We start from the raw sequence: 19385 nt of genomic DNA, 5'->3' as shown, positions 1-19385 counted from the left end.
GCGGCCGGGCCGCGGGGACGGGGCGCTGTGGAGTATGTCCATGGCGACTCACCCCCTGCGGCCCGGCCCCCCTCCCCCGGCCCGCGCCGAAGCACCGCCCGCCGACCCCCGCCGCTGGTGGATCCTGGCGGTGATCGGGCTCGGCCAGCTGATGGTCGTCCTGGACGCGACCATCGTGAACATCGCCCTCCCCTCCGCGCAGGCCGGCCTCGGTTTCTCCGACGCCCAGCGCCCCTGGGTGGTCACCGCGTACGCCATGGCCTTCGGCAGCCTGCTGCTCCTGGGCGGCCGGCTCGCGGACCTCTTCGGCCACCGGCGGGCCTTCCTCACCGGCCTCTGCGGCTTCGCCCTCGCCTCCGCGCTGGGCGGGGCGGCCGGCGGGTTCGGGGTCCTGGTCACCGCGCGGGCGCTCCAGGGCGTGTGCGCCGCGTTGCTGGCCCCTGCCGCACTGGCCCTGCTGACCACCACGTTCACCGAACCCACCGAGCGCGGGAGGGCCTTCGGGGTGTTCGGGGCGCTGGCCGGGTCCGGTGGCGCGGTGGGGCTGCTGCTGGGCGGCGTCCTCACCGAGCACCTGAGCTGGCGCTCCACCCTGTACGTGAACCTGCCGCTGGCCGCCGCCGGTGTCGCCGGGGGTCTGCTGCTGCTCCGGCACCGGCCGCCCGGCCCGCGTCCCGCGCTCGACCTGCGGGGTGCGGCGCTGGCCTCGTGCGGGGTGTTCTGCCTGGTGGAGGGGCTGGGCCGGGCCGGCTCCGGCGGCTGGGCGGCGCCGCGCACCCTGCTGCTGATGGCCGCCGGGGTGCTGCTGCTGGGCGCGTTCGCCGCGTGGCAGCGCCGCGCGGCGCACCCGCTGCTGCCGCCGCGGGTGGTGCTGGACCGGGTGCGCGGGGCGGCGCTGCTGTCGGTGTTCGTCACCGGGGTGGGGATGTTCGGGGTGTTCCTCTTCCTCACGTACTACCTGCAGGAGATCCGCGGGTACGGGCCCGCGCGGACCGGACTGGCCTTCATGCCGATGTCGGTGTCGATCCTGCTGAGCGCGCTGGGGAGCAACCGGGGCGTGTTCACCCGGCTGGGCGCCCGGCCGCGGATCCCGGTGGGGATGCTGCTCGCCGCGGCGGGACTGGCCGGCATGACCCATCTGCAGGTGGACAGCCCCTACCTGACGCGGATCATGCCACCGCTGGTGGTGATGGGGCTCGGGATGGGGCTGATCATGTCGGCCTCGATGAACCTGGGGACCGCCGGGATCGAGCCGCGGGACGCCGGGGTCGGCTCCGCAGCGGTCAACACGATGCGGCAGGTGGGCGGCTCGGTGGGCACGGCGCTGATGAGCACGCTCGCCGCCGGTTCCGCGGCGGCCTACCTGCGGGGCCGGCCGGCCACCGGCGAGCTGGCCGCGGAGGCCGCCGTGGCGGGGTACCACACGGGGTACGCAGTGGCCGCCGGGATCTTCGTCCTCGGGGCGGCCGCCGTCTGGTGGCTGCTGCCGGCCGGTCTGGTGATGCGTCCGAAGGGGCACGGGCCGGGCGGCCCGGGGCGGGGGCCCGCCGGGGCCGGAGTCGCCTCCGGCCCCGGGCAGGGCCGCTCGGCCTCAGGGGCAGCCGGCGACTGAGCTGCGGATGCGCTCACCGGTCGAGGCGTGGGCGAACTTGCAGGTGTCGGCGCCGGGGCCGCCCTCGAGCTGGCCGTAGCCGGGGCCGATGGTGAGGACGGTGTCGGCCACGCCGCGGATGGTGTCCTTGCCGGGGCCGCCCTGGACGATGCCCGCGGACTCGGCACCGACCGACTTGGGCTCGATGACGTCGTCCTCGCTGCCGCCGAGCACGCGGCCGCCGAGGTCGACGTTGCCGGTGCGGATGACGTCGGCGCCGTCGTTGCCGAAGACCTGGCCGCCGCCGCGCTGGTACTCGCCCGGCTGGCCGAGCACGCTGCCGGTGGTGATCTTGTCGTCGCCGTGGTCGCCGTGGACGGTGGCTCCGTGGTCGGCGGTGCCGACCACGAGGGCCGTGATGATGGTGTCGTTGCCCGCGCCGCCGCGGACCATCGAGTCGCCCTTGCGCGGGTAGAGGTTGTTCACCTGGAGGGTGTCGTCGCCTTCGCCGCCGAGCATTTCGCCGTCGACCAGGAGGCCCTTGATGCGGATGTTGTCGTTGCCGGCGCCGCCCCAGATGATGACGTTCTCGACGTCGCCCTCGCACAGAATGGTGTCCGGGCCGGAGGTGCCGTTGACGTTCCCGGGGGGCGCCTCGACTCCGTTGACGTAACACCAGTGGGCGGGCAGGGCGGCGGCAGCCTGGGCCGGGGACGCCGCGAGCGCCGCCGTGACGACGACGCAGGCGGCCAGGGCGGGCAGGGTGGTGCGGATCGCGCGATGCTGACGCGGCACAGTTACTCCCGTACGTGGGGGGTGTGGGGCCCGGTCAGTGTGGACCGTCAGGCCCGGCCGGTCGGGGGAGGCACACCGGGAAAGCGGACGCACGTACTCCGAAAGAAAGGCCCCGGGCCCGTGCCGCGGTTCAGTGGTGGGGGCCTGAGCGCCAGGAGTGGCAGGGGTGGAAGGGGGCGCTCATGGGGGTGTCCCAGCGGGCCCGGTGGGCGTGGTGGGCGCGGGCGCCCCGGTGGTGGTGCCGGGACGCCTCGCGTGAACGGGCGAGCAGGGTCAGGGCCAGCAGCAGGGCGGCGAGCTCCGCCTCGCTGGGTGTCCCGCGAACGACGCGTACGTGCGCGTCGCCGTCGGGTATCACCAGGTCACCGGCAGGGCCTTGGGCCCCCGGATCAGGGCGCCCTCCTGCCATTCGAGCTGCTCGGGCGGTACGGCCAGGGCGAGGCGCGGGTACCGGTCGAGCAGCGTGGCCAGCATGAGCTCCGACTCCATGCGCGCCAGCATCGAACCCACGCAGTGGTGCGGGCCGTTGCCGAAGGACATGTGGGCGCTGGGGCCCCGGTCGAAGTCGAGGGTGTCGGGGTCGTCGAAGACGGCCGGGTCGCGGTTGGCCGCGAGGAACGAGGTGTAGACGGCTTCACCCTCCCGGATCAGCACCCCGCCGACCTCCACGTCCGCGACGGCGATGCGCGGGATGCCGACGCCGCTGCGGTGCGGGATCCAGCGGATCAGCTCGTCTACGGCCTGCGGGATCAGCTCCCGGTCGGCGCGCAGCCGGGCCAGCTGCTCCGGACGGGTGAGCAGGACGTACACCATGTTGGCGCTGTTGTTGCGCACGGCGTGGGCGCCGCTCACCAGAATGGCGGTGGCCAGCGACACGGCCTCCTGGTCGCGCAGTTCACCCGTCTGCGTGGCGTGGGCCAGGACGCCCGCCAGGTCCTCGCCGGTGGGGTGGGCGCGGCGCTGTTCGAGCAGGTCGACGATGGCGGCGCGGACGGTGGCCATGGCCTTCTTGCTGCTCTCGGGCGCCGGCCCGGGAGACATGATCAGGTTGGCCCAGCCGGTCATCTCCCTGCGGTTCTCCTCGGGGATGCCGAGCAGGTCCGCGACCACCGCCAGCGGGAACGGGCCGTGCAGGTGTTCCACCAGGTCGGCGGGCGATCCGTGCTGCTCCATGGCATCGAGCAGCCGGTCGGCCGTCCGCTGGGCCAGGGGCTGCAGGCGCTGCATGCTGCGGCCGGTGAAGGCCCGGGCGACGACCCGGCGCATGCGGTTGACCTCGGGCGGGTCGGCGTAGTTGAGCGCGGCGTGCTTGGAGGCGATGGCGTGCGGCGAGGAGCTGGTGACCGCCCGCTCGACCAGGGCCTTCCGGCTGAACCTGGGGTCGGTGGTCACGAGTTTGACGTCGGCGTAGCGGGTGACCAGCCACGCGTCCCCGTCGCCGTACGGGAGCCTGATGCGCGCGATGGGCTCCTCGCGCATCAGCCGGCTCAGGAAGGGGTCGAAGTCCAGCGCCTGGAGGTCCTCCAGCGGCCAGAAGTGCGCGTTCTCGCCGACGGCGCCGTCGACGGTCTCGGAAGTCGTCATGGGGTGGGGCTCCCACGGTTGCAGTTACGAGCGGTGAGCGCCTTCGAGCATTCCACCGCCGGCGGCACCCCACCCGTCCGGCTGAGCCAGGCGGGTGCACCGGCGGATCGCCCCCGGTCCGGGGGGAGTTCTCCAACGAGCGGGAATGCGGAAGGTCGGTGAGCCTGTGGGGAGGAGCAAGAGAAAGGCACCCCCATGGCCACTCTGTGTAGACCTGCGGTGTCCGTGCCCGAGCACGTGATCACCATGGAGCAGACCCTCGAACTGGCCCGGGAGGTCCACAAGGACCACCCGCAGCTGGAACTGGCCCTGCGGCTGATCCGCAACACCGGCGTGGAGAAACGGCACATCCTCCAGCCGATCGAGGAGACCCTCCGCCACCCGGGGCTGGACGAGCGCAACGCCCTCTACGAGGCGCAGGCCAAGGCGAGGGTTCCGGCGGTCATCCGCGAGGCGCTGAGCTCCGCGGAACTCGAACCCGCCGACATCGACGTGATCATCTACGTGTCCTGCACGGGCTTCATGATGCCGTCGCTGACCGCGTGGCTGATCAACGAGATGGGCTTCAGGACCGACACCCGGCAGGTGCCGATCGCCCAGCTGGGGTGTGCGGCAGGCGGGGCCGCGATCAACCGGGCGCACGACTTCTGCACGGCGTACCCGGGGTCCAACGCCCTCATCGTGGCCTGCGAGTTCTGCTCGCTGTGCTACCAGCCGACGGACCTCACGGTCGGGAACCTGCTCTCCAACGGCCTGTTCGGGGACGGACTCGCGGCGGCGGTGGTACGCGGCGAGGGCGGTCACGGCATCCGGCTGGAGCGCAACGGTTCCCACCTGGTCCCGCACACCGAGGACTGGATCGCGTACGACGTCCGCTCGACCGGCTTCCACTTCAAGCTGGACAAGCGGGTGCCGGGAACGATGGAGCCCCTCGCACCGGCCCTGCAGGAACTCGCAGGGCTGCACGGCTGGGACGCCGCCGACCTGGACTTCTACATCATCCACGCCGGCGGGCCGCGGATCCTGGACGACCTGAGCAAGTACCTCGGCGTCGCCCCGGAGGCGTTCCGCTTCAGCCGGGCCACGCTCACCGAGTACGGCAACATCGCCAGCGCGGTGGTCCTGGACGCCCTGCGCCGCCTGTTCGACGAGGGCGGCGCCGCGCACCAGGCCCGCGGTCTGATGGCGGGCTTCGGCCCGGGCATCACCGCCGAGATCTCGCTGGGCCGCTGGCAGATCCCCGACCCGACCTTCGCAGCGCAAAGGAACTGAACACATGCTGGAGGCGACCGCTCCCCCGACCGGGCCCGTGCCGTTGCGCTCGTGGCCCGCGCAGCACCTGACCGGGGTCGACTTCGACCCGGTGCTGGCGGAGCTGATGCGCGAGGGGCCGATCACCCGGATCCAGCTGCCCAACGGCAGCGGCTGGGCCTGGCTGGTCACCCGCTACGAGGACGTGCGGATGGTGACCAACGACCCCCGGTTCAGCCGGAGGGCGGTCGTCGCGGCCGACGTCACCCGGCTGGCCCCGCACTTCATCCCCGCGGAGGGGGCGGTCGGCTTCGCGGACCCGCCCGACCACACGCGGCTGCGCAGGGCCATCGCGCCCGCCTTCACCACCCGGGGCGTGGAGACCCTGCGCACGCGCGCCCAGGAGATGCTCGACGAGCTGGTGGACGGCATCCTCGCGGACGGGCCGCCGGCCGACCTCACGGAACGGCTGCTGGCCCCCTTCCCGCTCGCCGTGGTGTGCGAGCTGATGGGCGTGGCCGAGCGGGACCGGGCGATGGTCCACGAGTGGACCGCGCTGATCCTGTCCTCGACCGCGGGCGCCGAGGCGAGCGAAGCGGCCAAACGGAGCATGTGCGACTACTTCGAACGGCTGGTGCGGGAGCCCGGCGACACCCCGCGGGAGGGCGTCATCGCACTCCTGGCGGCGGCGGTCGCCGCGGGCGAGGTCACCGAGACGGAGGCCGTGGGACTTGCCCTGCTGCTCCAGATCGGCGGCGAGGCGGTCACCAACAACACCGGCAACATGGTGTACATCCTGCTGAGCCGGCCCGGGGTCTGGGACCGGCTGCGGGCCGAGCCGGAGCTGCGGCCGACCGCCGTCGACGAGATGCTCCGCTACATCCCGCACCGCAATTCCGTGGGCCTGTCCCGGATCGCCACCGAGGACCTGGTGCTGGCCGGACAGCAGGTCAGGGCCGGGGAGGCGGTGTACGTGTCCTACCTGGCCGCCAACCGGGACCCGGAGGTCTTCGAGCGGCCCGAGGAGCTGGTCCTGGACCGCACCCCGAACCCGCACGTGGCCTTCGGCTACGGGCCGCACTTCTGCCCGGGCGCGATGCTGGCCCGGCTGGAGCAGGAGCTGATCGTGTCCGCCCTGCTGGAGCGCTTCCCCGGGCTCCGGCTGGCCGTGCCGGAGGACGAGCTGCGCTGGCGTCCGGGAGCGCTGATCCGGGGCCCCGAGGCCCTGCCGGTGGCCTGGTGACCGGGCTGCTGGTGCCGCCTGGGCACGGCCGGAACCTGCGTTCGGCCGTGCAGGAGGTCACCTTCAAGGTCACCGGGGAGCACTCGAACGTGGCCTCGTGCTTCGAGGTCGTGGTGCCGCCGGGCTTCGACGTGGGCGCCCACGTCCACACCCACAGCGAGGAGTTCTTCTACATCCTCGACGGCGAACTGGAGGTGATGGCCTTCGAACCCCGGGTGCGCACGTCGACCGACTGGCGGACCTGGCACTCGGCGGACGGCCGGCGCCCCGTGACGGCCGGCGAGGGCACCGTCATCGTGGTCCCGCCCGGCTGCCCGCACGCGTTCGCCAACCGCTCCGGCACCCCGGCCCGGATGTTCTTCCAGGCCTCGCCGCCGCCGGACCACGAACGGTACTTCGAGGAGCTGTTCGCCATCCTCAACTCTCCCGGACCCCTTGACCACGAGGCCATCGCGGACCTGCGGATCCGGTACGACATCGAGCAGCTCACCCCGATGCGGCACGCCACCTGACCGGCGCCGCGCTCGGGGGGGCCCCGCGAGCGCGGCTCGGCTAGGGTGATTCGAGAGATGTGCGCCTCCGGCGTTAGGTCGATGCATTGGACACTTACCGGTCGACGAGCGAGGTGCCGGAGCAGCCCCTGACGGCGGTCGGCTACGCGGGCGTGCTCCGCGAGCTGCTGCCCATCGCCCTGTGGCGGGAGGACGCCGAGGGGCGGGTGGCGGAGTGGTCCCTGGCGGCCCAGGACCTGCTCGGACACCGCCCCGAGGACGTGCTCGGGCGGTCCGCCGCGGAGGTGCTCGTACCGGAGGGGAACTGGCAGCTCGCCGAGGAGCTGACCCGCCGCGTGACCGCGGGCGAGACGGTGGTCGGCACCCTGTCCGTGCGCCACCGCGACGGCCACCCCGTGACCATGGAGATGTGGATCGTCCCGGCCGTGGACCGCAGCGGCCGGCCCGGCACCCTGCTGATCGCCGTGGAGACCTCCGAGGTCCTGCGCATGCGGGACTCGCTGGCCGCGCTGGAGAGCCTGTTCACCCAGTCCCCCATCGGCCTGGCCACGCTCGGCCCCGACCTGCGGTTCCTCCGGGTCAACGACGCCTTGGCCCGGATGAACGGCGTCCCCGCCGAGGATCACCTCGGGCGCCGGCTGACCGAGGTGGTGCCCGGGGTGAACGCGGCCGCTCTGGAGGCGATGATGCAGCGCGCCCTGGACCGGGGCGAGGCCGTGGTCGACGCCCGGCGCACCGGGCGCACGCCGGCCGACCCCGACCACGACCGGACCTGGTCCTGCTCGTACGCGCCGCTGGTCGACGGCGCCGGGCGGCGGCTCGGCGTGATCGCCTCGCTGATCGACATCACCGAGGGCCAGCGGGCGCTGGTCGAGGCCGAGCGGGCCCGGCACCGGTTCGCGCTGCTCGCCGAGGCGGGCACCCGGATCGGCACCACGCTGGACCTTCGCCAGACCGCCGAGGAGGTGGTCCAGGTGCTGGTGCCGAGGCTGGCCGACTCCGCCGACGTCCTGCTGCTCGCCTCCGTGCTCGACCCCGACGACGCGGGCGCCAACCCCGGCCTGCTGCGCCGGCTCGCGGTGTCCTTCCCCGACCCCACGGCGCCCACCGCGAAGCTGGCCGCCGGCCAGACCTTCCAGGTCCCGATCGGCTCGGTCTACGAGGAGGGCATCGCCGAGGGCCGGCCGATCAACCTGTTCCGGTCCGACGTACGGGAACTGATCAAGGACCCGCGCGCCGACGAGCTGCGGAACTACCTCATGGAGCGGCTCGGGGCGGCCCGGCTGATCCCGCTGGTGGCCCGGGGCCGCGTGCTGGGGGCCGTGACGGTGACCCGGGTCGTCGAGCGCGAGCCGTTCGACGAGCAGGACTACGTGCTGCTGGACGAGCTGGTCGCGCGGGCGGCCCTCAACATCGACAACGCCCGGATGTACATGAGCCAGCGCGAGGCCGCGCTGACCCTCCAGCGCAGCCTCACCAACAGCGCCCTGCCGGAGGTGACCGGGCTGGAGCTCACCGGCCGGTACCTGCCCGCCAGCGACCACGACGTGGGCGGCGACTGGTACGACGTGATCGGCCTGCCCGGCGGCCGGACCGGACTGGTCATCGGCGACGTGATGGGCCACGGCATCCACGCGGCCGCCGTCATGGGCCAGCTCCGCACGGCGGTGCGCACCCTGGCCCGGCACGACATCCCGCCGGAACGGATGCTGCGCTCGCTGGACGCGGTGGTGGCCGACCTGGGCGAGGACGAGATGGCCACCTGCGTGTACGCCGTCCACGACCCGGCGACCGGGGAGTGCGTGATCGCGCGGGCCGGCCATCCGCCGCCCGCCGTGGCCCTGCCGGGCGGCGCGGTGACGTTCCTGGACGGTCCGCCGGGGACGCCGCTCGGCACGGGCGGCCAGGACTTCCGCACCCAGCGGGTCCGGCTGCCGCCCGGCAGCGTGCTGGTGCTGTACACCGACGGCCTGATCGAGAGCCGGGACCGGGACCTGGACCAGGGCATGCTCCAGCTGTCGCGTGCGCTGCGCGACCTGGAGCGACCGCTGGAGGAGGTCTGCGACGGCATCCTCGGCCGGCTGCTGACCGGGGTCGCGGGCGACGACGTGGCGGTCCTGCTGGCGCGTACCCCGGCCTCGGGGGACGCGGACACGGCCTAGGGTCGGGGCATGACCCCACTCGTGCAGCCGCCCTTCGGGAACTTCGACGCCGCCCACCCGGCGCTGGAGGTCGCCGACCGGCTGGCCGGCCCGGTGGCCCGGGCCCTGCAGGACTGGGCGGACCCGGGGGCCGCGCGGTCGGTGCTGTACGTGGAGACCGACCCGGAGAAGGCCGACACCGCGGTCTTCGCCGAGGCCTACCAGGTGCCGCTGGAGGCCTCCGCGAACTGCGTGGTGGTCGCGGCGAAGCGGGGCGGCGAGACCACGCTGGCCGCGTGCCTGGTCCGTGCCGACACGCGGCTGGACGTGAACTCGGCCGTCCGCAGGCACCTCGGGGCGCGCAAGGCCTCCTTCGCGCCCATGGACACCGCCGTCGCCGAGACCGGCATGGAGTACGGCGGGATCACGCCGGTCGGCCTGCCGGTCGGATGGCCGCTGCTGGTCGACGCGGCCGTGGCCGGGGCCCCGTACGTCCTGGTCGGCAGCGGCAGGCGGCGCGGCAAGCTCATCCTGCCGGGCCGCACCCTGCCACTGCTCCCCGGCGCCACGGTCCTCCCGGACCTCGCCTCCTGACCACTCCCGGCCCGGGCCCGGGCTCATCCCAAGACACGCCTTGGCGCCCGGGCCCGCCCGCCGCGACCGCACGCCGGCGCGGAGCCTCGTCGTCCGGGGTGTCCGGGCGGCGTCGGCCTCCTGCTCGCGCGGGGAATGCGGTTGCCCGGGGGCGGGGGCGGGTGACATGTTCGCGATCATGATCAATTTCTTTTCCGGCCACGACGGGACCCGACTCGCCTGCCGGTTCTCGGGGGACGGGGCGCCGCTCGTGTGCCTGCCCGGCGGGCCCATGCAGGCCTCCGCCTACCTCGGGGACCTCGGCGGGCTGGCGGCGCAGCGGCGGCTGGTCCTGCCCGACCTGCGGGGCACCGGCGCCTCCGCCGTGCCGGCGGACACCACCACGTACCGCTGTGACCGGCTCGTGGACGACGTGGAGGCGCTGCGCGAGCACCTCGGCCTCGACACGCTCGACCTCCTCGCACACTCCGCGGGGGCCAACCTGGCCGCCCTCTACGCCGCCCGCCACCCCCAGCGCGTGGGCCGGCTGGCCCTGATCACGCCCAGCGTGTTCGCCACCGGCCTGGTCATCACCGGTGAGCAGCGCCTCGCGGCCGCCAGGCTGCGGGCGGACGAGCCGTGGTTCGGGGACGCCTTCGCGGCCCTGGAGGAGCTGGTCGCCGGCCGGGTCACGCCCGACGCGGTGCGGGCCATCGCCCCCTTCCGCTACGGCCGTTGGGACGAGGAGGCGCGGGCGCACCGGGCCGCCGAGGAGGGTCAGCGCAACGGCGCGGCCGCCGCCCTGCACACCGCCGAGGGCGCCTTCGACCCGGCCGCCACGCGCAAGGCGCTCGCCGCCCTCGACGTGCCCGTGCTGCTGCTCGCCGGGGAGGCCGACCCGGCCGCGCCGCCCGCCGTCGTCGCCGAGTACGCCGCCCTGTTCCCGGCCGCGGAGTTCACCGTGCTCCCGGGCGGCGGCCACTTCCCGTGGCTCGACGACCCGGCACGGTTCCGTGCGGCCCTCGCGGACTTCCTCGGCTGAGTCCTCCCCCGGCAGGCGTCCCGGATGGTCGGGACGCCTGCCCCATGTGCCCGGGACGGCGCCGCTGCGAAGGTGGGCCGGCCGTCGGGGTCCACCGGCGGCGCACGACCTCGTGGGGGGATCGACATGACGGCCACGTCCACCGGCCCGGCGCAGATCGTCTGGGACATCACCTACTCCTGTCCCCTGCGCTGCACACACTGCTACTCGGAGTCCGGCAGACGGCCCTCGCGCCAGCTGGACCGCGTGGAGCTGCTGCGCGTGGCCGAGGGCCTGATCGAGCTGGGCCCGGCCAGCATCGCGCTGGCGGGCGGCGAACCCCTCCTGGTCAAGGGGGTGTTCGAGGTGGCGGAGCGGCTCGCCGGCGCCGGCATCGAGGTGATCCTCTACACCGGCGGCTGGTCGCTCTCCCCCTGGATGACCGACCCCATCTCCCGGCTGTTCTCCCGCGTCAGCGTGAGCCTCGACGGGGCGACCGCCGAGGTGCACGACCGGATACGGGGCCGCGCCGGCTCCTTCGACCGGGCCATGAAGGCCCTCGGCCTGCTGGACGCCGCCGCCCGCGAGCGGCGCGGCAGCGGCGAGCGCGAACCCTGGCTGGGCATCGACTACGTGGTCGTGCGGAGCAACTTCCACCAGCTGGAGGAGCTCTGCTCCACGGTCTCCGGCCGCTTCCCCGAACTCGGCTTCGTCTTCTTCGGTGCCGCCGTGCCCGCCGGCCTGGCCAGCCGGGCCGGCTTCCAGGAGCACGAGCTGATCTCCGACGCCCAGGCCGCCGAACTCGCCGACGGCGCACGGGCCGCCCGCTGCCAGGCCCTGGTGCCCGACACCCTCCGGATCCGCACCACCGACAACTCCTTCCTGTGGATGTACGACGTCGCGACCGGCCCGGGCGGCGGGTTCCACGCCCTCCAGGTCGAGCCCGACGGCGCGGTGCGGGCGATGCCCATCTACGAGGGGACCGTCGGCAGCCTGCTGACCGATCCGCCGGCCGAGCTGTGGCGGCGCGCCGTCGCGCGCTGGAGCGACCCCTTCGTGGTCGAGACCCTCTCCCCCGTCGCCACCATGGCCGGCTGGGCGCGGGCCGCCCGCGCGCTCGACCAGCGCTTCGCCGCGCCCGAGGACCTCGACCGCATCGCGCGCCGCCCGCTGTTCGCGGCCCCGCGCGCCTGACCGGCGGGGGCCACGATGGACACGATCCCTGCCGGCACGAACGACGGCCCACCGGCCGACGCGCTCGACGGCCCGCTCGCCGACGCGGTGCGCGCCCGGCTGAACCGGGCCGGTGCGACCGGCTGGCGGGTGGAGACCGGCGGGTTCTGGTGCCGGGTGAGCCCACCGCGCCACCGGCACCGCGTACAGGGCTGGAAGCTGCACCTGTCCGCCACCCCGCTCTCGGCGCCCGAGGTGCTGGGCCGCGCGGCTCGGGTGCTGATCGGGCACGGCTGCGCCTTCAAGTTCGCCGCGACCGTGGACGGCGTACGGGAACTGGTGTCCCGGCACGCGCCGCGCGGGGGCGGCGGCAAGTTCCTCACCGTCTACCCCGAGGGGGACGAGGCGCGGCTGCGAGGCCTGGCGGCGGAGCTGCACGCCGCGACCGAGGGGCTGCCGGGCCCCGGGATCCTCTCCGACCGGCCGTACCGCCCCGGCAGCCTGGTGCACTACCGGTACGGGGCGTTCACCGGCGTGCCGGTGCTCGGGAACGACGGGACGTACGAGGCGGCGCTCCTCGCCCCCGACGGGACCCTGGCCCCCGATCCGCGGGAGGCCTGGTACGCGCCGCCCGCCTGGGCGCCGCGCGACCCCTTCGCCGCCGGGGACGGGGCCGGCGTACGGCGGCCGCGGGCCGGGGCGGTGCTGCTCGACGGACGGTACGAGGTGCGGAACGTGGTGCGGCACTCCTTCCAGGGCGGGGTCTACCGGGCCGTGGACCGCACGAGCGGCGCCGACGTCATCGTCAAGCAGGGCCGCGCGCACGCTGCCGCGGACCTGACGGGCCGTGATGCCCGGGACGCGCGGCGGCACGAGGCCCGGATGATGGAGCTGCTCGCGCACACCGGGGTGACGGCGCGCCCGCTGGGGCTCTTCGAGCAGCAGGGCGACCTGTTCCTCGTGCAGGAGGCGGTGCCCGGGACCACCCTGCGGCGCTGGGCGGCCGACAACGCGCGTCCGGACCGCGGGTGTTGGGGGCCCGATGCCGGATCCGCGGTGCGGCTCGCCCGGGACCTGACCGCGGCCGTGGCGTCCGTGCACGCGGCGGGGCTGGTGCTGCGGGACCTGACCCCGTCCAACGTGATGGTCACCCCGGAGGGCTCGGCCCGGCTGATCGACCTGGAGCTGGCGGCCCGGCCGGGAGACCCGGTGGTGGGCTCGGGCACGCCCGGCTACCTCGCGCCGGAGCTGCGGGGGGCACCCGCGTTCGGCCCGGCGCCGGGCCCTGCGGCTGACCTGTACGGTCTGGGTGCCACCCTCTTCTGCCTGGCCACCGGCCTGGACCCGGTGCTGCCGGCCGACGAACCCGAGCTGCGGCCGGTCCGGGAGCGGATCGGCGGGTGGCTGGAGCTGCTGGCCCCCGGCAACGCCGCGGCCCGCGCGCTCGGGCCGCTGCTCCTCGCCCTGCTGGACGACGCCCCGGCGCGGCGCCCCGACCCGGACGCGGTACGGGCACGGCTGGACGCGGTACGGGCACGGCTGGACGCGCTACGGGCGCGGGGTGTACCGGCGAAGGGCGAACGAGCCGGCGCGGAACCGGCCGACACGGCACGGGCGGAGGAGGGACGGGCGGACACGGCAGCGGCACCCGGGGGCTTCGGCGAGGACGAGCTGAAGCGGGCGGTCACCGACGCGCTGGAGCACCTGCTGGCCACGATGGACCCGGCGAACGCCGACCGGCTCTGGCCGACCGGCCCGTTCGCCGGCCGGGCCGACCCGTTCACGGTCCAGCACGGTGCCGCCGGTGTCCTGGGCGTGCTCGTCCGCGCGGCGACCGCCACCGCTGCCGGCACCGGCGCCGGCACACACACCGGAACAGCCGCCGTCGATCCGGCGCTGCGCGAGGCCGTCGCCACGACGGCCGGCTGGATCGGGCGGCACGTGCACCGCGAGCCACGGGCCCTTCCCGGCCTGTACTTCGGCCGGTCCGGCACCGCGTGGGCCCTGCTGGAGGCCGGCCGGCTGCTCGGCGACCCGGCGACGGAGGCGCTGGCCCTCGAACTGGCCCTCCGGGTGCCGGTCGTGTCCCCGAACCCGGACGTCTGCCACGGCACGTCCGGGGCGGGCCTGACCCAGCTGCGGTTCTGGGAGGCGACCGGGGACGAGCGGTTCCTGGCGCGGGCCCGGGAGGCCGCCGACGCGGTGGCGGCCGCCGCCGGGGAGGTGGACGGCGGGGTCCGCTGGACGGTGCCGGCCGATTTCGACTCGGCGCTCGCGGGGGTCAGCCACTACGGGTTCGCCCACGGGGTGGCGGGCTGCGGCACCTTCCTGCTGGCGGCCGGGCGTAGCACCGGGGAAGAGCGTTACCTGCGGCTCGCCGGAGCCGCGGCGCGCACCCTGGCCGGTGCGGTCCGGGTGGAGGGCGGCGCGGCGTACTGGCCCGCCGACGACACCCGGGCGGCGCACCGGACCCACTGGTGCAGCGGGTCCTCCGGCATCGGCACCTTCCTGCTGAGGGCGGGCGTCGCGAACGGTGACGGCACGCTGCTGTCCCTGGCGCGCCGGGCGGCCGAAGCCTCGTACCGCACCCGTCGCCACGCCTCGCCCGCGCAGTGCCACGGCCTGGCCGGCGACGGGGACTTCCTGCTCGACCTGGCCGACGCCACCGGCGAGGAGTCGCACCGGGAGCGGGCCCGCGAGCTGGCCGCGTTCCTGCGGGCGCGGCACGCCCTGCGCGACGGCCGTGCGGTGGCGCCCGACGAGACCGGCGCGGCGGTCGTGGCCGACTACGGCACCGGGCTGAGCGGCGTCCTGGCCTTCCTGCTGCGGCTGCGGCACGGCGGCCGGCGCCTGTGGCTGCCGGACGCGGCCCTCTGAGCCCCGCACCGTCCGCGGCTCCGGGCCGCCGGCGGTGCGGTGACACCCGTCCGACGAGCGAGGGAGGGAGGTGAACACCATGGAGCAGCTCGACCTGGAGGTCGGTGTGGAGGCCCTGCAGTGGCTTCAGGAGGAGGAGTCCGACAGCGCCCTCTTCCCCTGCACGGTCACCACGACCTGTGACTTCAGGACGCTCTGACCGTCGTCCTCGGGCGGTACGGCTCCCCGCGGCGCACGCCGGCCGCGGGGAGCCGCACCCGTGCCCGGCTCGGTGGTCGTACGCGTGCCCGGCGCGGTGGTCGTACCCGCGCCCGCCGCGGTGTGTGTACGTGTGCCGGTCCGTCCGGTCTGTCCGGGCTGTGCGGGTGAAGCGGCGGAACCACGGCGGGTCCGCGTCGTTGGTCACGGCGCCCCAGGAACGGGGCCCGTGACGAGGAGAAAGACCCAAAATGTTCAAGAAGATCATGCTCACCGCCGTTGCGACCGCCGCGGTGGTCGGCACGGGCGCCGCCGTGGCCGCTCCCGCGATGGCCATCGGCAACGACGACGGCGTGAAGACCGTCAACGGCAACGGCGCGGAGCAGGTCTACGGCAACCAGGCCACCGAGGGCCTCATGAGCCCGCAGGCCGCCCTGATCCAGGGCACCGCGAACAAGCTCTGCCTCGGCGTGCCCGCGAAGGTCAACGCGCAGTCCCTGGTGGCGATCATCGCCAACGTCGGTGTCCAGGACATCCCGGTCCTGTCCGCGCCGCAGACCCAGCAGTGCGCCGAGAACTCCACCCAGGCCAAGGGCGACGAGCCGATCTCGCACATCGCGAACGACCTGTCGGTGCTGGCCGGCAACGGCGCCGTCAACAGCTGACGAACGGCTGTCCCGGACCCGGCAACGGGCGGCGTCCGGCGGAGCCCCGGCGACGGTTGCGCACCGCCGCCGGGGCTCCGGCGTTCCCGGGGAAGGGGTACCCCCGTGGGCCGGGTCAGATCTCCCCGTCGGTCTTCAGCTCCAGGCGGACGTTGGTGTCCGCGGTGCCGTTGTTGGTCACGCAGGCCGTGTAGTAGCCGGCGCCGGGGAAGTTGCCCCAGGAGGAGCGGAGTTCCGCGGCCCAGGCGGTGACCAGGCCCGGGGAGCCGGCGACGGTGACCCCGTTGTACTGGAGCTTGAACTTGGCGCCCTGGCCGGTGGCCCGGCCGTCCGCGCGCACCTGGTACCCGGCGTACTGCTGGACGCAGCGCTGCTCGCCCGGGTGCAGGGTGCCGCCGTAGAACTGGCTGGCGGCGGCCGGCCCTGCGGTGCTCAGCAGGACGGCGGCGCACGCGGCCGCGAAGCCGGTGGCGAAGGCCGACCGCTTCAGTGCGGCGCTCCCGAGCACGGACCTCTTCGTCGCGGTGGTGTTCATTTCGGGTGTCCTTCCTGGTGGGAGGTGGTGGCCGGGGTCCTGGCCGGTTCCGCCCGGCACTGCTCACGGTAGGAGCGGCCGCTGCCCGTCCGACACGCCGAAAAGGGGTCAACTCCCGCTCAATACCTGGCCATCGGGTCCGTTTCCGGTCCAAGCGGTGGTATCACCGGAGGGGGAGGCGAGGGGATGACCACGACACGGCTGGCCGACCGGTTCGCCGAGGCGCGGGCGCGGGGGTTCGTCGGGCGGTCCGCGGAGACCGTCGTCTTCGAGCGGATCCTGGCGTCCGGGCTGGGGGCGGTGGTCCACGTGCACGGCCCGGCGGGGATCGGCAAGACCACGCTGCTGCACCGGTTCGCCTGGCTCGCGGGCCGGGCGGGGCGGCCGGTGGTGTCCGTGGGCGGCGCGGACGCGGAGGGCCTGCGCGTGGGGCCGGGCGCGGTGGTGGTGGTCGACGCGGAGGGAGCCGAGGCGCTCACGGAGCGGCTGCTGGAGGAGGTGCCGGCGGACACGGTGCTCGTCCTGGCCGGGCGGGAGGCGCCGCCGCTGGCCTGGCGTACCGATCCGGCCTGGCAGGGGCTGCTGCACACGCTGCGGCTGGGGCCGCTGCCGCCGGAGGAGAGCCGCGAGCTGCTGCGCCGCCGTGGCGTGCCGGACGAGGAGCACGGCCGGGCCCTGGAGTTCGCCCACGGGCATCCCCTGGCCCTGGCGCTGATCGCCGACGTACGGGCGCAGGGGGCCGGGAAGGATCCGGGTCCGGGCCAGCCGGCCTGGGTGGTGGCCACCCTGCTGGAGGCGCTGCTGGACGCCGTGCCGAGCCCCGCGCACCGGGCGGCGCTGGAGGCCGGCGCCCAGGTGCTGGTCACCAGTGAGCCGCTGCTGGCGGCACTGACCGGGGTGCCGGACGCGCGGGACCTGTTCGACTGGCTGTGCACCCTGTCAATCACCGAGTACGGCAGCCGGGGCATCCACCCGCACGACCTGGCCCGGTCCGTGCTGGACGCCGAGTTGCGCTGGCGGCACCCCGGCCGGCGGGCGGAGCTGCGGCGGCGGGCCGGTGCGTACTACCAGCAGCTGTTCACGGACGGGGACCGGGCGCGGCAGCGGACGGTGCTGGCCGACTTCGCCTACCTGCACCGGGACAGTCCGCTGGTGGGGCCCCTGCTGGCGCCGGTCACCGGCGGTGCGGCCGGTGCGGCGCGGCTCGACGCGCTGTCCATCGCGCCCACGCGGGAGGCCGAGCTGCCGGCCCTGCTGGCGATGGCGGAGGCGCACGAGGGCGCGGAGTCGGCGCGGCTGCTGGCCCGCTGGTGGGGGCATCCGGCCGCCTCGTGGGGGACGGTCAGCGCGGACGGGGAGGGCCCGGTGGGGTTCTACCTGCTGCTCGCCCTCGGCGACACCGGCCCGGAGGGGGCGGCGGAGCCGGGCACCGCCGGGGACCCGGCGGTGCGGGCGGCCCGGGGCTGGCTGGCGGGCGAGGGTGCGCTGCGGGCCGGGGAGCGGGCGCTGCTCGTGCGGAGCTGGCTGGCGCGGGACGGATACCAGGACGTGTCGCCCGTCCAGACCCTGATCACCCTGCGGCTGACCCATCACTACCTCACGGACCAGCGGCCGGCGGTGACGCTGCTGCCGTTCGCGGATGCCGGGTTCTGGGCGGCGGGGTGCGCGTACACCGACTTCCGGCGGGTGCCGGAGGCGGACTTCTCGGTGGGCGGCCGGGGGTACGGGATGTTCGTCCACGACTGGCGGGTCACTCCCCCGCTGGCCTGGCTGGGCCTGCTGACCGAGCGGGAGTCCGCGCCCGACCCCCTCGCCGTGGGCCCGCCGGCGCCACCGGTGCCGCTGCGGGTGCTGGACCACGACGCGTTCGCCGAGGGGGTGCGGGAGGCGCTGCGCGGGCTGGGCCGGGCCGGGGGTCTGCGGGAATGCGCACTGCTGTGCTCCCGGCTGGTGGCGGACCGGGCGGGGCCGGAGGCCGGGCCGGACGAGCGGGCCGCGGTGCTGGCGGGCGCCCTGCGGGAGGCTGCCGCTGAGCTGGAGGCGGCACCGCGGGACCGCCGGGCGTACCGGGCGCTGCACCACACGTACCTCCAGCCCGCCGGCACCCAGCAGCGCGCGGCGGACCTGCTGCACCTCCCGATGTCGACGTACCGCCGCCACCTGGCCGCGGGCGTGAAGCGGCTGACGGAACGGCTGTGGGAGCGGGAACTGGAGAGCTGACCGGTACGGGGTGGCGCCGTGTGGTGGGTGGGCTGTGAGGTGGGTGGCGCCGTGTGGTCGGTGGGCCGGGCCGATTTACACGGTCATGCGGCGTCCGCGCGGGCGGCCAGGCGGTGGCCCGTCAGGCCCGAGGCCAGGAGGCCCAGGAGGAGCGCGGCGAGCGAGAGGGCGCCGCCCGAGGTCCAGTCGACGTCTCCGGCGCGTACGGCGAGCACGGCGCCGGCGGCGAGTGCGACGCCCGGTACGGAGATCAGGGCGGGGCGGACGCGGCGGAGGTCGTCCTCGGCGAGCGTGCCCAGGACGCCGATGCCGAGGGCCAGGGCCCAGACGCCGAGGGACTGGGCGTCGGCGCGGTTCACCTCCCAGGGGACGAACTGCGCCCAGAAGCCCGGCAGGAACAGCAGACCCGCGCCGATCCCGAGCCAGGACGAGCCCAGTACCGCCAGGGGCGGCCTGGACCACGCGGGCGGCGGTACCGCCGGGCCCTGGAGGGGCGTGGCGCGCCGGGTGTACTGGCGTGCCACGCAGAGGACGGCGGCCGAGGCGAGCAGGCCGAGCACCCCGACCCAGCCGAGGCTGAACAGGGCCAGGAACAGCGGTCCGCCCTCGGCCGCCTGGAGCAGGCCGGCGTTGGTGATGCCGACCGCGAAAAGGCCGACCAGCACCGTGACCAGCGGGAACACCAGGGTGCGGGCCTCCTCCCAGACCCGGGCGCGGGCGATGGCGAGGAGGCCGGGCGCGGTGCCGAGCATGGCGGCGCCGACCAGGCCCGGGCCGACCGGTGAGGGTGAGGTCCAGGGGCCTGACACCTGGCCGGCGAGTGCGCCGACGGTCATGAGGAGGCCGGTGAGGGAGCTGGTGACGGCGACCGTCACGGCCAGCAGGGCCACGGCGGGGGCGAGTTCGCGGCCGCCGCCACCGATCGTCTGCGCGGGGGTGGACCCGGAGGTGGGGCCTGCGGTGGGGGTGCCTGTGCCGGTTCCGGCTGTCTCGCTCATCGGGGGCT

At 75.1% G+C, this 19385-nt stretch carries 16 protein-coding genes; 11 read left to right on the top strand and 5 right to left on the bottom strand.

What is annotated here, in order from left to right; all coding sequences use genetic code 11:
* The first annotated feature begins 34 nt into the window (after nucleotides 1–34).
* Nucleotides 35–1612, top strand: coding sequence for a DHA2 family efflux MFS transporter permease subunit (locus ACIF6F_RS07575; protein ID WP_399942656.1), 1578 nt, complete (start codon nucleotides 35–37; stop codon nucleotides 1610–1612).
* Here the strand turns inward: ACIF6F_RS07575 and ACIF6F_RS07570 are convergent.
* From ACIF6F_RS07570 to ACIF6F_RS07560, 3 genes are all read right to left on the bottom strand, one after another.
* Nucleotides 1592–2386, bottom strand: a complete 795-nt coding sequence (locus tag ACIF6F_RS07570; protein WP_399942653.1) for a hypothetical protein — start codon at nucleotides 2384–2386, stop codon at nucleotides 1592–1594. The genes ACIF6F_RS07575 and ACIF6F_RS07570 overlap by 21 nt on opposite strands.
* A 130-nt stretch (nucleotides 2387–2516) precedes the next feature.
* Nucleotides 2517–2744 (bottom strand): acyl-CoA carboxylase epsilon subunit, encoded by a 228-nt coding sequence (locus tag ACIF6F_RS07565; RefSeq protein ID WP_399942650.1) that lies wholly within the window; start codon nucleotides 2742–2744, stop codon nucleotides 2517–2519.
* A complete protein-coding gene (locus ACIF6F_RS07560) occupies nucleotides 2741–3970 on the bottom strand; it encodes a cytochrome P450 (protein WP_399942648.1) in 1230 nt (409 codons plus the stop codon). The genes ACIF6F_RS07565 and ACIF6F_RS07560 overlap by 4 nt, the downstream gene beginning before the upstream one ends.
* 195 nt (nucleotides 3971–4165) lie before the next feature.
* Here ACIF6F_RS07560 and ACIF6F_RS07555 point away from each other — a divergent pair, with 195 nt between their 5' ends.
* From ACIF6F_RS07555 to ACIF6F_RS07515, 9 genes are all read left to right on the top strand, one after another.
* Nucleotides 4166–5242, top strand: a complete 1077-nt coding sequence (locus tag ACIF6F_RS07555; protein ID WP_399942645.1) for a type III polyketide synthase — start codon at nucleotides 4166–4168, stop codon at nucleotides 5240–5242.
* A 4-nt stretch (nucleotides 5243–5246) separates the two neighbouring features.
* Nucleotides 5247–6464: a cytochrome P450 gene (locus ACIF6F_RS07550; RefSeq protein ID WP_399942642.1), complete on the top strand. Its 1218-nt coding sequence runs from the start codon at nucleotides 5247–5249 to the stop codon at nucleotides 6462–6464.
* Nucleotides 6461–6976, top strand: a complete 516-nt coding sequence (locus ACIF6F_RS07545) for a cupin domain-containing protein (protein ID WP_399942641.1) — start codon at nucleotides 6461–6463, stop codon at nucleotides 6974–6976. Before ACIF6F_RS07550 ends, ACIF6F_RS07545 begins: the two co-directional genes overlap by 4 nt.
* 86 nt (nucleotides 6977–7062) lie before the next feature.
* Nucleotides 7063–9138: a SpoIIE family protein phosphatase gene (locus ACIF6F_RS07540; protein ID WP_399942639.1), complete on the top strand. Its 2076-nt coding sequence runs from the start codon at nucleotides 7063–7065 to the stop codon at nucleotides 9136–9138.
* 9 nt (nucleotides 9139–9147) lie between these two features.
* Nucleotides 9148–9711, top strand: a complete 564-nt coding sequence (locus ACIF6F_RS07535) for a YbaK/EbsC family protein (RefSeq protein WP_399942637.1) — start codon at nucleotides 9148–9150, stop codon at nucleotides 9709–9711.
* A 178-nt stretch (nucleotides 9712–9889) separates the two neighbouring features.
* Nucleotides 9890–10732: an alpha/beta fold hydrolase gene (locus tag ACIF6F_RS07530; RefSeq protein WP_399942636.1), complete on the top strand. Its 843-nt coding sequence runs from the start codon at nucleotides 9890–9892 to the stop codon at nucleotides 10730–10732.
* Nucleotides 10733–10858: 126 nt separating this feature from the next.
* The gene (locus tag ACIF6F_RS07525; RefSeq protein ID WP_399942635.1) at nucleotides 10859–11905 is read left to right on the top strand and encodes a radical SAM protein; all 1047 of its coding nucleotides are present in this window, start codon (nucleotides 10859–10861) and stop codon (nucleotides 11903–11905) included.
* A 15-nt stretch (nucleotides 11906–11920) separates the two neighbouring features.
* Nucleotides 11921–14761, top strand: a complete 2841-nt coding sequence (gene lanL, locus ACIF6F_RS07520; RefSeq protein WP_399942634.1) for a class IV lanthionine synthetase LanL — start codon at nucleotides 11921–11923, stop codon at nucleotides 14759–14761.
* 449 nt (nucleotides 14762–15210) lie between these two features.
* Nucleotides 15211–15624 (top strand): rodlin, encoded by a 414-nt coding sequence (locus ACIF6F_RS07515; RefSeq protein WP_399942632.1) that lies wholly within the window; start codon nucleotides 15211–15213, stop codon nucleotides 15622–15624.
* Between the two features lie 115 nt (nucleotides 15625–15739).
* Here ACIF6F_RS07515 and ACIF6F_RS07510 read toward each other — a convergent pair whose 3' ends face one another.
* Complete coding sequence (locus ACIF6F_RS07510) at nucleotides 15740–16159, bottom strand: hypothetical protein (protein ID WP_399942629.1); 420 nt, start codon at nucleotides 16157–16159, stop codon at nucleotides 15740–15742.
* A gap of 186 nt (nucleotides 16160–16345) precedes the next feature.
* Here ACIF6F_RS07510 and ACIF6F_RS07505 point away from each other — a divergent pair, with 186 nt between their 5' ends.
* Nucleotides 16346–18379: a hypothetical protein gene (locus ACIF6F_RS07505; RefSeq protein ID WP_399942626.1), complete on the top strand. Its 2034-nt coding sequence runs from the start codon at nucleotides 16346–16348 to the stop codon at nucleotides 18377–18379.
* An 83-nt stretch (nucleotides 18380–18462) separates the two neighbouring features.
* Here the strand turns inward: ACIF6F_RS07505 and ACIF6F_RS07500 are convergent, their stop codons facing one another.
* Nucleotides 18463–19377 (bottom strand): hypothetical protein, encoded by a 915-nt coding sequence (locus ACIF6F_RS07500; RefSeq protein ID WP_399942623.1) that lies wholly within the window; start codon nucleotides 19375–19377, stop codon nucleotides 18463–18465.
* Nucleotides 19378–19385 lie beyond the last annotated feature (8 nt).

This window comes from Streptomyces sp. NPDC086023 (assembly GCF_044540325.1).
GTDB lineage: Bacteria > Actinomycetota > Actinomycetes > Streptomycetales > Streptomycetaceae > Streptomyces.
Note: the sequence above shows the minus strand (reverse complement) of the source record. Positions and strands in the feature narration are given on the sequence as shown.

Excerpts from the sequence above, each read along its gene's own strand:
- ACIF6F_RS07535 (WP_399942637.1), top strand. The coding sequence starts at position 9,148 with ATGACCCCACTCGTGCAGCCGCCCTTCGGGAACTTCGACGCCGCCCAC.
- lanL (WP_399942634.1), top strand. The coding sequence starts at position 11,921 with ATGGACACGATCCCTGCCGGCACGAACGACGGCCCACCGGCCGACGCG.
- ACIF6F_RS07550 (WP_399942642.1), top strand. The coding sequence starts at position 5,247 with ATGCTGGAGGCGACCGCTCCCCCGACCGGGCCCGTGCCGTTGCGCTCG.
- ACIF6F_RS07555 (WP_399942645.1), top strand. The coding sequence starts at position 4,166 with ATGGCCACTCTGTGTAGACCTGCGGTGTCCGTGCCCGAGCACGTGATC.
- ACIF6F_RS07505 (WP_399942626.1), top strand. The coding sequence starts at position 16,346 with ATGACCACGACACGGCTGGCCGACCGGTTCGCCGAGGCGCGGGCGCGG.
- ACIF6F_RS07515 (WP_399942632.1), top strand. The coding sequence starts at position 15,211 with ATGTTCAAGAAGATCATGCTCACCGCCGTTGCGACCGCCGCGGTGGTC.
- ACIF6F_RS07510 (WP_399942629.1), bottom strand. The coding sequence starts at position 16,159 with ATGAACACCACCGCGACGAAGAGGTCCGTGCTCGGGAGCGCCGCACTG.
- ACIF6F_RS07530 (WP_399942636.1), top strand. The coding sequence starts at position 9,890 with ATGATCAATTTCTTTTCCGGCCACGACGGGACCCGACTCGCCTGCCGG.
- ACIF6F_RS07575 (WP_399942656.1), top strand. The coding sequence starts at position 35 with ATGTCCATGGCGACTCACCCCCTGCGGCCCGGCCCCCCTCCCCCGGCC.
- ACIF6F_RS07525 (WP_399942635.1), top strand. The coding sequence starts at position 10,859 with ATGACGGCCACGTCCACCGGCCCGGCGCAGATCGTCTGGGACATCACC.
- ACIF6F_RS07560 (WP_399942648.1), bottom strand. The coding sequence starts at position 3,970 with ATGACGACTTCCGAGACCGTCGACGGCGCCGTCGGCGAGAACGCGCAC.
- ACIF6F_RS07500 (WP_399942623.1), bottom strand. The coding sequence starts at position 19,377 with ATGAGCGAGACAGCCGGAACCGGCACAGGCACCCCCACCGCAGGCCCC.